The following is a 12153-nucleotide window of genomic DNA, read 5'->3' on the forward strand; positions in this document are numbered from 1 at the left end:
ATATGGGTAGATGACAACTGAACCTTCGATCCCGCTCGGCGCCCGGGTGGTCATGCGCTACCAGCTGCCCGCCGGATCGACGCCGCCACTGACCGACGTGATCGGCGAGCTGGTGTCACTGGCGCCGCCGACCGTGCGGGTCGGCGGCGAACAGCTGGTCTCGGTCGAGGCCGACCAGGTGGTGGCGCTGAAGGCGCTGGGCCCCAGGCCGATTCGCACCCGCGACATCCGCGCGCTGGAGACGGCCGCGGCCGACGGCTGGCCGGGCGTGGAGCAGGCCTGGCTGGACGGCTGGCTGCTGCGAGCCGGGCACGGTTACACCAATCGCGCCAATTCCGCTGTGCCGCTCGGTCGTTCCGGGGAGCCGGCGGTGCTGGCGGCGGAGCCGTTGCAGCGCATCGCCGCCTGGTACGCCGAGCGCGGCCTGCCGTTCCAGCTGCTGCTGCCCGATCGGCTGGCGCCGGTGCCGCAGGGCTGGCGCACCTGGAACGAGACCGTGGTGCTCGGCCTGGATATCGACAATTTCGTCCTCCCCCAGGGCCCGCCGATGGTGCGGACGGCGGCCGAACCGGACGCCGCCTGGCTGCAGTTGCACCGCTATCGCGGCGAGAACCCGGCCTTGCTGGCGGTACCGCAGCCGCCGGTGCCCGGGGTGCTGACCGCCGTGCGGGACGGAAAAGTGGGTTTCGCCTCGCTCGGCGTGCCGGAGCCGATCGCCATCGGCCGTGCCGCCCTGACCACCGCGCCGGATCTGCGCCGCTGGGTCGGGCTGAGCTGCATCGCTGTGCAGGCGGCGCACCGGCGCCACGGGCTCGGCGCGCTCGTCTGCGCGGAGCTGATCCGCTGGGGCCACGCCCGCGGCGCGACCCACGCCTACGTCCAGGTGGAGGCCGCCAACGCCGCGGCGCTGGAGCTGTATCGCGATCTGGGCTTCCTCGACCACCACTCCTACCGCTACGCGGCACCCAGCTGATTCCCGAATCCGATTCCGAAAGAAGGCATTTCGTGCGTCTGGCGACCTGGAACGTCAACTCCATCCGCTCCCGCATCGATCGGGTGGCGCAGTTCCTGGACCGCCAGGACATCGACGTGCTCGCGATGCAGGAAACCAAATGCCGCGATGACCAGTTCCCGTTCGAACGGTTCGACGAACTCGGCTACGAGGTCGCGCACCTGGGCGTGAACCAGTGGAACGGGGTGGCGATCGCCTCCCGGGTCGGGCTCGACGATGTCGAGTCGGCCTTCCCCGGTCAGCCCGGCTTCGACAAGGAGGCGGGCGAGTCGCTGATCAGCGCGCCGGTGGTGGAATCGCGCGCGCTCGGCGCCACCTGCGGCGGCGTGCGGGTGTGGAGCCTCTACGTGCCCAACGGGCGCGCGCTGGCCGATCCGCACTACGTCTACAAGCTGGAATGGCTTGCCGCCCTGCGCACTACCGCCACCGACTGGCTGGCCGCGGATCCACAGGCCAAGGTCGCCCTGGTCGGCGACTGGAATATCGCGCCGCAGGACGAGGACGTCTGGTCGATGGATTTCTTCGCGGGCAAAACCCATGTCTCGCCACCGGAACGCGAGGCCTTCCAGTCCTTCCTGGACGGCGGCTTCGCCGATGTCATGCGACCCTTCGCGCCCGGGCCCGGGGTGTACACCTACTGGGATTACACCCAGTTGCGCTTCCCGCGCCGCGAAGGCATGCGCATCGATTTCATCCTGGCCTCGCAGGCGCTGGCCGCGGCGGCCAAGGACGCGTCCGTCGACCGCGAGGAGCGCAAGGGCAAGGCGCCGAGCGACCACGCGCCGGTCATCGCGGAGTTCACTCTGTAGACAAATTGCTCGGTCATATCGCCGGTCGACCGGCCGATCACCGTGCAGAATGCCTACCATCCGACAGCTTTGCTTCCATTCGCCGCGCTGCGGATTAGCATGCGGACATGGCGTTCTATCGGCAGGTCGGCGCGGTGCCGCCGAAGCGGCACACCCAGCACCGAGATGAGTACGGCGCCCTCTATTACGAGGAGCTGATGGGCGAGGAGGGCTTCTCCGGGGACTCCTCGCTGCTCTATCACCGCGGCCTGCCACCGGCCATCGTCGATTCGACGGTGTGGGAGCTGCCGGACCAGCGCACGACGCCGAATCATCCGCTGCGGCACCGGCATCTGCGCCTGCACGAGCTGTTCCCGGCGGACACCCCCGCCGTGACCGACGCGGTGACCGGGCGGCGGCTCGTCCTCGGCAACGCCGACGTGCGGATCTCCTACGTGGTCGCCGGGCAGCCATCGCCGCTGTACCGCAACGCGATCGGCGACGAGCTGGTCTATGTGGAGTCCGGCGCGGCGGTGGTGGAAACGGTCTTCGGACCGGTGCCGGCCCGGCCGGGTGATCAGGTGCTCATTCCCCGCGCCACCACGCACCGGTGGCGGCCCACCGGGCCGGAACCGTTGCGGGCGTACATGATCGAAGCTTCCGGCCACATCACGCCGCCGAAGCGCTACCTCTCCAAATTCGGTCAGCTGCTGGAACACTCGCCGTACTGCGAGCGAGATCTGCACGGGCCCGGCGAGGTTCTGCTCGAGACCGGCACCGAGGTTGAGGTGCTGGTCAAGCATCGCCCCGGCGGGCAGGTCGCGGGCACCCGGATGGTGTACGCGACCCATCCCTTCGACGTGGTCGGCTGGGACGGGTGCCTGTACCCGCTCACCTTCAACATCGCGGATTTCGAACCGCTCACCGGGCGCGTGCATCAGCCGCCGCCCGCGCACCAGGCTTTCGAGGGAAGCAACTTCGTGATCTGTAACTTCGTGCCGCGCAAGGTGGATTACCACCCGCTGTCCATCCCGGTGCCCTACTACCACTCCAATGTCGACTCCGACGAGATCATGTTCTACTGCGGCGGAAACTACGAGGCGCGCAAGGGATCCGGGATCGGGCAGGGTTCGGTGTCGGTACATCCGGGCGGTTACGCGCACGGTCCGCAGCCGGGCGCCTACGAGCGCAGCATCGGGCTGGAGTACTTCGACGAACTGGCCGTCATGGTCGACACCTTCCGGCCGCTCGAACTCGGGGAGGGCGCGCTGGCCTGCGAAGACCCGGCCTACGCGTGGACCTGGTCGGGCCGGGGCCCCGCATGAGGACGCGGATCGAGGTGGCGCCGGATTCCCTGTTCGGGCCGGACAATCTGCCCTACGGTGTCTTCGCCCCGCAGCGCGGCCCCTATCGCGTCGGCGTGCGGCTCGGCGAGGCCGTCATCGATCTTGCGGTGGCGCTGGACGATCCGATCTTCGCCGCGCCGAGCCTGAATCCGTTCCTGGCGCAGGGCCCGGCCCGCTGGCGCGAAGTGCGCGAACGAGTACGGCAGCTCGCCGACACCGAAATACCGGACGAGGCAGTGCATTCGCTGGCCGAAGTGGACCTGCGGCTGCCGATCGAGGTGGGCGACTACGTCGACTTCTACGCCAGCATCGACCACGCGACGAATCTGGGCCGGCTGTTCCGCCCCGATGCCGAACCGCTGCTGCCGAATTGGCGGCATCTGCCGGTCGGCTACCACGGCCGCGCGGGCACCGTCGTGGTGTCCGGCACCGATATCGTCCGGCCCCGGGGTCAGCGCCGGACCGATTCGGGGGCACCGGATTTCGGTCCGTCCAAGCGCCTGGACATCGAGGCCGAGCTGGGTTTCGTGGTAGGCGTCGGCTCCGATCTCGCGCACCCGATCGAGATCGACGACTTCGCCGAGCACGTCTTCGGCGTCGCCCTGGTCAACGACTGGTCGGCCCGCGACATCCAGGCCTGGGAGTATCAGCCGCTCGGCCCGTTCCTGGGCAAGTCCTTCGCCACCTCGCTGTCGGCGTGGATAACCCCCATGGCCGCACTGGAATCCGCGCGGATCGCGCTGCCCGCCCAGGACCCGGAACCACTCCCCTATCTGCGCGCGGCGGATCCCTGGGGGCTGGATGTCGCCCTGACCGTGCACTGGGACGGCGCGGCGGTCTCCTACCCGCCGTACTCGCGCATGTACTGGTCACCGGCGCAGATGCTGGCCCACCTCACCGCCAACGGCGCCGCCACCCGCACCGGCGATCTCTACGCCTCGGGCACCATCTCCGGCCCCGACCCGGACCAGCGCGGCTCCTTCATCGAACTGTCCTGGGGCGGCAGCGAACCCATCCACGTCAACGGCCAGAAGCGCACCTTCCTGGAAGACGGCGACGAGATCGTCATCACCGCCTCCTCCCCCGGCCGCCCGGACGTGCGGCGTATCGGCCTGGGCGAGGTGCGTGGCCGCGTCTGGCCCGCCCGCGACTGAGCACCCCACGACGCTGCGGGCCCCGTAACCAGGGGCTGTCGCTGATCATTCGCCGGCCGTAGCGTCCCTGGGGCGCGGGGGGCCGATTCAAGGAGAGACCGAATTATGAAACGTCGTATCGCCGCCGCTGCCTTCGCGAGCGCCCTGCTGATCTCGGGCCCGGTGGCCGCTACCGCGAACGCCGCGCCGACGACAGGCTCCTCGGACATCGGCTGCACAAGTACCCCGAACCCCTCCTGCCCGGCGCCGGTGAAGTTGCTCCTGGACCTGCTGACCGCGCTCACCACCGGTTCCGCCGGCGGCGGCAAGCCTGCCGCCTGATCACCCGCCGGTCGCGGTGCGACCGGCTGCCACGACGGCGACGAATCGGATCAGATCCGCGATCAGCAGATCGACCTCATCCGGTTCGTCGCCGTCGTCGTGATGGTGCAGCCAGTCGGCGACCAGTTCGAACATGCCGCCGATGGTGGCCAGCGCGAGGGTCTCGCGGGCGCGGTCGGGGGGTGTCCCCGGCGACCACTGCCGATCCAGGAAGGCGGCGGCCCAGCGGCGGTTGCCGCGCCGCTGTTTCTCCACGGCCGGTGAGATGCCACCGGCCTCACCGAAGGTGACCTTGGCCAGGCGCGGATCGTCGGCGATGGCGTGCACGAATTCGGCCAGCACCGCCGCGATGCGCTCCGGCAGCGGGCGGTCCGCGACCGCGTCGGCCGCGGCGGCGACGCGCTGCTGGATCTGGACGGTGATCTGCTCGAGCAGGGCCGTGTAGCACGCTTCCTTGCTGTCGAAATGATCGTAGAAGCCCTTGGTCCCGACGAACGCGTGCTGGCAGATCTGTTCGATCGAGGTACCGGAAAAGCTCTGGGTCGCAAAGAGTTCGGTGGCGGCGTCGAGTAGTTGACTGCGCCGTTGCGCGCTGCGCTGATCGGCGTCGAGGCCGCGGATCCGGCGCCGCGCCGGGGCGGGGGCCGGGCTGGGGTCGGGCCGCGCGGCGGGTTTGCTGCGGGTCATGGCTTCGAGATTAGCGGGCGCATTTCAACAAGGCATCTTGTTCCTAACTGGCCACCGTGCTGTAATCACTGGCACGTTGATGAGAAGAGGGACAACGTGTCGGTGATCAAGGGAGATCAGGCGCGGCGCGGGCGATCCCGCGTCGTCGCGGCCATGCTGGGGGTGGCCGTGACCGTGGCGGCGACATTGCTCACCGGCGGGATCACCGCCGCGCCCGCCGCGGCGGTGCCGCCGCCGTCGCAGGACGCGTTCTATCAGCCACCGGATGGCTTCGAGGCCAGCGCGCCGGGCACGGTGTTGAAGTCCCGGGAAGTGCGGCTGGCGGTGGTCACCGTGCTGCCGCTGAACGTGCGCTCCTGGCAGCTGATGTACCGCACGACAGACCTTTTCGAGCAGCCGGCGGTCGCGGTCAGCACCGTGGTCCTGCCCGCGGGCGCCGATCCGAACCGGTCCCGGCCCCTGGTCTCGCTCCAGTTCTATTACGACAGCGCCAATCCCGATTGCTCGCCCTCGTTCGTCCTGCGACAGGGGGCGGGGCTGCCCGGCCTCGAGGGCATCCACTCCCAGAGCGAACTGATCGCCCTGGCCGCGCTGATCAGCCAGGGCTGGGCCGTCTCGATCCCGGATTACGAAGGGCTGCAAGGACATCTGGCGGTCGAGAAAGAGCCCGGATATCTGACGCTGGACGGGATCCGGGCCGCCCAGCGGTTCGAGCCGCTCGGCTTGGACGGCGCGAACACGCCGGTCGCGATGTGGGGCTACTCGGGCGGCGGCATGGGCTCGGGCTGGGCCGCCGAGATGCAGCCGTCCTACGCGCCGGAGCTGAACGTCAAGGGCATCGCGCTCGGGGCGCCGACCTCGGATGTGGTCTCGCTGCTGCACGTCAACGGTTCGATGTTCTCCAGCCTGGTCGGCATCGGCATGGCCTCGCTGGCCAAGGCCTACCCGAAATTCAAAGAGGTCACCTACCGGCACCTGACGCCCGAGGGCGAGGCCTACATGGACCGGGTTAATGCCCAGTGCCTGCCGCGCAACGCCCTGACCTCGATGTTCATCGACTATCAGCGGATGCTCGACCTGCCGATCGCGGACTTCCTGGCCCTGCCGGAGATCAAGGAGGTCTTCGACTCCACGGTGCTGGGCCGCCACATCCCCACCGCGCCGATCTTCCTGTACCAGGGCGTCTTCGACGAGGCCGTGCCGGTCTGGAGCAATGACCGGCTGGCCCAGCAGTGGTGCGCCGGCGGCGCCGCGGTGACCTACAAGCGCGATCACCTCAGCGAACACCTGTCGCTGCCCACGCTGGGCATGCCGGACACGGTCAACTGGTTGAAGGCCCGGCTCGCCCCGAACGCGCCCGACCAGGCCGGGTGCCGCACCGAGAACGTGGTGTCCATGCTGGCCGACGTCAACGCGCTGATCACCCAGATCGAGATCAACCTGAACGCCGGTTTCGGCGCGCTCGGCTTCCCGATCGGGCCACGCGAGCGGTAAGCCGATCATTTCCTCCGGGCCGTGCCGTCAGTACCGTTACAGGCACATGCACTCGACCGGGAGGACCCCGTCATGCAGAAAATCGTCACCAATCTCTGGTACGACACCCAGGCCGAAGAGGCCGCCGAGTTCTACTGTTCGCTGTTTCCCGATTCCAAGATCACCGATGTGCAGCGCTACCGCGAGGCCGGGCCCCGCGAGGCCGGCCTCGTCATGACCGTCGACTTCGAACTGGCCGGTCAGCGCTTCACCGCCATCAACGGCGGCGGCGACTACAGCTACACCCACGCCATGTCGCTGCTGATCAACTGCGACAGCCAGGCCGAGGTCGACCGGCTCTGGGCGGCCCTGCTCGCCGACGGCGGCCAAGAGGTCGAATGTGGCTGGCTCAACGACAAATACGGCGTGCCGTGGCAGGTCTGGCCCGCCGAGGCCAACGAGTTGCTGGTCGGCGAGCCGGACGCCGTCAACCGCGCCATGCAGGCCATGCTCGGCATGCGCAAGATCGATGTCGGCGGCATGCGCGACGCCTACGAGAACAAGCCGAGCTGACCCGGTAGCCGAGATGGCGGATCCTCCGAGTGGCCCTCGGGGATCCGCCGGCGTGGTTGTGTGGATCGACCGGAATCCGGCATTCGGTGCCTGCCGGGCGGTAGCGGACAGGTATGGTCGGGCCGAAAACTGCACAGCACACCGAACGGGGGCTCGCACCAGCGGGCTGAGAGGACGGCTAGCCCATTTCCGGGCGTTCAGGGCCGTCGACCGTATGAACCTGACCGGGTAATGCCGGCGTAGGGAGAATCATGGGCACAACCAGGTCCGAAACCGTCGACACCGTCACCACGGGGCCGATCGAAGGCAGCGTCAAGCACTATCTCGAGGTCGATGACCTGCGGGTTCCGGTGCGGCGCATCAACCTCACCAATGGTGAGCACTTCGATGTGTACGACACCTCCGGCCCGTACACCGACGACAACGCCACCATCGATCTGGAGGCGGGACTCGCGAAGCTGCGCGACACCTGGACCAAGCCCGACATCGCGGGACCGCCCACCCAGCTGGCCTGGGCGCGGCAGGGCATCACCACCCCAGAAATGCGTTTTATCGCTGCGCGCGAAGGGGTTTCGGCGGAACTGGTGCGCACGGAAGTCGCCGCCGGCCGCGCGGTCATCCCGGCCAACCACCGCCACCCCGAGCTCGAGCCGACCATCATCGGCAAGAAGTTCCTGGTGAAGATCAACGCCAATATCGGCAACTCGGCGGTGTCCTCCTCGATCGCCGAGGAGGTGGAGAAGATGGTGTGGGCGACCCGCTGGGGCGCGGACACCATCATGGACCTGTCCACCGGCAAGAACATCCACGAAACCCGCGAGTGGATCCTGCGCAACTCCCCGGTGCCGGTCGGCACCGTGCCGATCTATCAGGCGCTGGAGAAGGTGAACGGCGATCCGACCGCGCTCACCTGGGAGATCTACCGCGACACCGTGATCGAGCAGGCCGAGCAGGGTGTGGACTACATGACCGTGCACGCCGGCGTGCTGCTGCGCTACGTGCCGCTCACCGCCAAGCGGGTCACCGGCATCGTCTCGCGCGGCGGCTCCATCATGGCCGCGTGGTGCCTGGCCCATCACCAGGAATCGTTCCTGTACACGCACTTCGAGGAACTCTGCGAGATCCTGGCGCGCTACGACATCACCTTCTCCCTGGGTGACGGCCTGCGCCCCGGCTCCATCGCCGACGCCAACGACGCGGCCCAGTTCGCCGAACTCCGCACCCTCGGCGAGCTCACCAAGATCGCGAAATCCCATGGCGTGCAGGTGATGATCGAGGGCCCCGGCCACGTGCCGATGCACAAGATCGTGGAGAACGTGCGCCTGGAGGAGGAACTCTGCGAGGAGGCCCCGTTCTACACCCTGGGCCCGCTCGCCACCGATATCGCCCCGGCCTACGACCACATCACCTCGGCCATCGGCGCCGCCATCATCGCCCAGGCCGGCACCGCGATGCTCTGCTACGTCACCCCGAAAGAGCATCTGGGACTGCCGAATCGGGACGACGTGAAGGTCGGCGTCATCACCTACAAGATCGCCGCGCACGCCGCCGACCTGGCCAAGGCACACCCGCACGCGCAGGACCGGGACAACGAATTGTCCAAGGCCCGTTTCGAATTCCGCTGGCGCGACCAGTTCGCGCTGTCGCTGGATCCGGACACCGCGCGTGAGTACCACGACGAGACGATGCCCGCCGAACCCGCCAAGACGGCGCACTTCTGCTCCATGTGCGGCCCCAAGTTCTGCTCCATGCGCATCTCCGCGGATGTGCGGGAATACGCTGAGCGGCAGGGGCTTACCGATGTCGAGGCGATCGAGGCGGGGATGGCGGAGAAGTCCGCCGAGTTCGCCGACGCCGGGGCCAAGGTGTATCTGCCGATCGTTTCCTGACCGCGGCGGCGCGCGACACCAGGGGGCGGTGGCGATTCCGAGGGGCGCCGGAATGCGCCACCGCCGTCGGTGACCCGGCGCAGGCTAGCGTGCGCGCCTGCGCCGGTCGTTCTCGTCGATCCAGTAGTCGCCGTCCCAGGGTTCCGGGACGCCGAGCGGGCTGCCCAGCAGTCCGCCCAGCGGCGGCTCGGCCGGGCGGTCGTGGTGGCCGACCATGGGCTCCACCGCCTGTTCCACGACGGGAGCGGCCGGACGCGGCACGGTCTGCTCGAGCGGGTTGCTCCGGGTGGCGCGCCGCACGGCGCGCGGCCGCTCGACCAGCTTGTCGACCACCCAGTCGACATTGCTGGTGACGGTCCGCTCCTTGATCCGCGGCTTGTCCACCAGCTTGTGCACCACGTGCTCGACCGGGCGCGAGATCACCTTCTCCTTGATCCGGGGCTTCTCGACGATCTTGTCGACTTCCCAGTTCACGGACTTGGTGATGGTCTTCTGCACGATCTTCGGCTGCTCGACCACCTTGTCGACGGTCTTGGTGACGACCTTCACGACCGGCTTGATCACGACCTTCTCGTGCACCACCCGGCGCGGCACCTTCACAATCTTGATGACCGGCTTGTCCTCGTAGATCGTGATGACCTTCTCCACCGGCCGCCGCACGACCTTGTAGACGATCTTCTCGACCGGCACCTCGATGATCTTCTCGACGATCTTGATCACCGGTTTCTGCACGACCTTCTCGACCACCTGCTGCACCGGCTTGGTGACCACGCGCTCCCGGATCTGCTGCACCGGCACCTCGACGACCTTGTCGACGATCTTCACCACCGGCTTGTGCGTGCGGCGCTCCACGGTGACGTGCTTGCGAATCACCTTGTCCTGGATCTCCACGACCGGCTTCTCGACCATGCGCTGCACCCGAATCGGCTTGCGCTCGATCCGGTCCACGATCCGGACGACGGGCTGCCGCACCCGCCGGGGGATCTCCACGACCCGCGGTTCGACCTTGTCCACGATTCTGATGTCCGGCTGCGGTGTCACCCGTTCGCGGGTGACCGGCTGCTCCACCACCTCGTCCACGACCTTCAACTTGCGCTGCGCTGTGGTTGTTCTGCGGTGGGACTTTCCGTTCGCACTGCTGGCCATCATGCCTCCAATGGAATTGATCGCTCCCTGTCCCCCATTCGAATTACTGGCTGGAACCCCTGGCCATTCAACCAGGAATAAAATGGCATGCGGAAACAATTCGGCAAATACTCGATAACCGTTGACAATTATTCCGCGCGTTACCGGGGAAATTACACCGGCGAAATTCATCGATTTATCAATGACCGCCGGTGATCCGGAAACCACGCGGCACCAGATAGACCGCGACCACGGCGACCACCGCGACAATCGCCGCGGAGACATAGGAGGTGACGGTGAGCGCGACATCGAAGGCGTGCCCGGCCTCGGTGAGCACCTGGGAGCGCGCCGCCGGGTCCAGCTCGGAGGCCACCTCCACCGCCCCGCCGACCGACCCCCGCGCTTGCTCGAGCAGGTCGCCGCGCAGCGGGATCTCGGTCATGTTCTCGCTGAAGATGCGCGCGTGGATGCTGCCGAGCAGTGCCACACCCAGGCCGATACCCAGCTCGTAGTTGGTCTCCGAGACCGCGCCCGCCTGTCCCGCCCGCTCCGGCGGCACCGCCGAGACCAGCACCGCCGCCGCGGCGGTGACCGCGAGCCCGTCGCCGAGGCCGAAGGTGGCCAGCACCAGCGCCACCACCGGATAGGTGGTGGGTTCCGGGCTCAGCGCCAGAGCGAGAAAACCCAGGGCGAGTGCGCCCAGGCCGATGGCCAGGACCGCGCGCACCCCGAGGCGCTGCATCAGCCAGGGCGTGGACAGCGAGGCGGCGAGCAGGGTGATGGCCGAGGGCATGGTGCGCAGGCCGGCCTCGGACGGCGAATAGCCGTGAATGTATTGCAGCCACAGGGAGATCAGGAACAGCGCGGCGCCGATGGCGAGCATGGCCAGCAGGGTGGCCAGCGCGGCGGCCAGGAACGGGCCGTTGCGGAACAGCCGGACATCCAGCAGCGGGTCGGCCGAGCGCAATTGGCGGCGCGCGAACCAGGCCAGCAGCGCCAGTCCGAGCAAGAAGACGGCCCAATCCAGGGCGCCCGCGGAACCTTTCGCGATGTGCTTGATCCCCCACGCCAGACCGACGATGCCCGCGATGGACAGGGCGGCCGACAGCCAATCCAAGGCCCCGGATTGCGGCGACCGGTATTCGGGCAGCAACCACGCGCCCGCCACGACGGTGATCAGGACGACCGGCACATTCAGCCAGAAGGCCGACGCCCAGCCGAAGGATTCCACCATGATGCCGCCCACGATCGGGCCGATGGTGGCGCCCGCGCCGGCCACCGCCGCCCAGATGCCGATAGCGAGGGTGCGTTCCTTCGGATCGGCGAAGATGTTGCGGATCAGCGAGAGCGTGGAGGGCATCACCATGGCGCCGCCCAGTGCGAGCAGGACTCGCCCCGCGATCAGCTGGCCCGAACTCTGCGCGGTCGCCGCCACCACCGAGGCGATGCCGAAGAGTACGAAACCGCTGAGGAACAGCAGTTTCCGGCCTACTCGGTCGCCGACCGCGCCGGTGGTGATGAGCAGGCCGCCCAGCACCAGGCCGTAGATGTCGATGATCCAGAGTTGTTCGAGCTGGCCGACATGCAGATCGTCGATCAGCGAGGGTAGGGCGACATTGAGAATGGTGGCGTCCATGGCGACCAGGAGCAGGCTCGCGCACAGCACGGCGAGCATCAACCACCGCGTGGCCCCGAAGGTGCGCTCTGGCAGATCCGCAGTCACATCGACCCTTCCCTAGCCCGGTTGCGTCGATGCCAGCATTGACCCAGTCTCAGCAAACGGCA

Annotated in this window: 11 protein-coding genes and 1 riboswitch; of the genes, 8 read left to right on the plus strand and 3 right to left on the minus strand. The window is 68.1% G+C overall.

Features of this window, described 5'->3' with window-relative positions; all coding sequences use genetic code 11:
- The first annotated feature begins 10 nt into the window (after positions 1-10).
- The 5 genes from AB0H76_RS22470 (at position 11) to AB0H76_RS22490 (ending at position 4621) form a co-directional block, all read left to right on the plus strand.
- Positions 11-973 carry a GNAT family N-acetyltransferase gene (locus AB0H76_RS22470; RefSeq protein WP_357327172.1) on the plus strand — a complete coding sequence of 321 codons (963 nt, stop codon included), beginning with the start codon at positions 11-13 and terminating at the stop codon, positions 971-973.
- A gap of 32 nt (positions 974-1005) precedes the next feature.
- Positions 1006-1821 carry an exodeoxyribonuclease III gene (locus tag AB0H76_RS22475; RefSeq protein WP_357327175.1) on the plus strand — a complete coding sequence of 272 codons (816 nt, stop codon included), beginning with the start codon at positions 1006-1008 and terminating at the stop codon, positions 1819-1821.
- Between the two features lie 107 nt (positions 1822-1928).
- Positions 1929-3125, plus strand: a complete 1197-nt coding sequence (locus AB0H76_RS22480; protein WP_357327178.1) for a cupin domain-containing protein — start codon at positions 1929-1931, stop codon at positions 3123-3125.
- Complete coding sequence (fahA, locus tag AB0H76_RS22485) at positions 3122-4300, plus strand: fumarylacetoacetase (protein ID WP_357327181.1); 1179 nt, start codon at positions 3122-3124, stop codon at positions 4298-4300. The genes AB0H76_RS22480 and fahA overlap by 4 nt, the downstream gene beginning before the upstream one ends.
- A gap of 105 nt (positions 4301-4405) precedes the next feature.
- Positions 4406-4621 carry a hypothetical protein gene (locus tag AB0H76_RS22490; RefSeq protein ID WP_357327184.1) on the plus strand — a complete coding sequence of 72 codons (216 nt, stop codon included), beginning with the start codon at positions 4406-4408 and terminating at the stop codon, positions 4619-4621.
- On the opposite strand, the gene AB0H76_RS22495 is transcribed toward AB0H76_RS22490, so the two are convergent.
- Complete coding sequence (locus AB0H76_RS22495; protein WP_357327186.1) at positions 4622-5308, minus strand: TetR/AcrR family transcriptional regulator; 687 nt, start codon at positions 5306-5308, stop codon at positions 4622-4624.
- A 96-nt stretch (positions 5309-5404) separates the two neighbouring features.
- Between AB0H76_RS22495 and AB0H76_RS22500 the strand changes: the two genes are divergently transcribed.
- The 3 genes from AB0H76_RS22500 to thiC all read left to right on the plus strand — a co-directional run bounded on the left by AB0H76_RS22500 (position 5405) and on the right by thiC (position 9243).
- Positions 5405-6802 carry a lipase family protein gene (locus tag AB0H76_RS22500; RefSeq protein WP_357327189.1) on the plus strand — a complete coding sequence of 466 codons (1398 nt, stop codon included), beginning with the start codon at positions 5405-5407 and terminating at the stop codon, positions 6800-6802.
- Positions 6803-6874: 72 nt separating this feature from the next.
- Complete coding sequence (locus AB0H76_RS22505) at positions 6875-7354, plus strand: VOC family protein (RefSeq protein ID WP_357327192.1); 480 nt, start codon at positions 6875-6877, stop codon at positions 7352-7354.
- A gap of 138 nt (positions 7355-7492) precedes the next feature.
- A riboswitch (TPP riboswitch) is annotated at positions 7493-7617 on the plus strand.
- Positions 7606-9243: a phosphomethylpyrimidine synthase ThiC gene (gene thiC, locus AB0H76_RS22510; RefSeq protein WP_357327195.1), complete on the plus strand. Its 1638-nt coding sequence runs from the start codon at positions 7606-7608 to the stop codon at positions 9241-9243. Its footprint overlaps the riboswitch before it by 12 nt.
- Before the next feature lie 84 nt (positions 9244-9327).
- Here thiC and AB0H76_RS22515 read toward each other — a convergent pair whose 3' ends face one another.
- Positions 9328-10389, minus strand: a complete 1062-nt coding sequence (locus AB0H76_RS22515) for a hypothetical protein (protein ID WP_357327197.1) — start codon at positions 10387-10389, stop codon at positions 9328-9330.
- A gap of 178 nt (positions 10390-10567) precedes the next feature.
- Positions 10568-12091: an MFS transporter gene (locus AB0H76_RS22520; protein WP_357327199.1), complete on the minus strand. Its 1524-nt coding sequence runs from the start codon at positions 12089-12091 to the stop codon at positions 10568-10570.
- Positions 12092-12153 lie beyond the last annotated feature (62 nt).

The organism is Nocardia sp. NPDC050712 (genome assembly GCF_040654295.1).
Taxonomy (GTDB): Bacteria; Actinomycetota; Actinomycetes; order Mycobacteriales; family Mycobacteriaceae; genus Nocardia.

Bases quoted from the DNA above. Each gene is read 5' to 3' on its own strand.
- fahA (WP_357327181.1), top strand. From the start codon at position 3,122: ATGAGGACGCGGATCGAGGTGGCGCCGGATTCCCTGTTCGGGCCGGAC.
- AB0H76_RS22515 (WP_357327197.1), bottom strand. From the start codon at position 10,389: ATGGCCAGCAGTGCGAACGGAAAGTCCCACCGCAGAACAACCACAGCG.
- AB0H76_RS22490 (WP_357327184.1), top strand. From the start codon at position 4,406: ATGAAACGTCGTATCGCCGCCGCTGCCTTCGCGAGCGCCCTGCTGATC.
- AB0H76_RS22495 (WP_357327186.1), bottom strand. From the start codon at position 5,308: ATGACCCGCAGCAAACCCGCCGCGCGGCCCGACCCCAGCCCGGCCCCC.
- AB0H76_RS22480 (WP_357327178.1), top strand. From the start codon at position 1,929: ATGGCGTTCTATCGGCAGGTCGGCGCGGTGCCGCCGAAGCGGCACACC.
- AB0H76_RS22470 (WP_357327172.1), top strand. From the start codon at position 11: ATGACAACTGAACCTTCGATCCCGCTCGGCGCCCGGGTGGTCATGCGC.
- thiC (WP_357327195.1), top strand. From the start codon at position 7,606: ATGGGCACAACCAGGTCCGAAACCGTCGACACCGTCACCACGGGGCCG.
- AB0H76_RS22505 (WP_357327192.1), top strand. From the start codon at position 6,875: ATGCAGAAAATCGTCACCAATCTCTGGTACGACACCCAGGCCGAAGAG.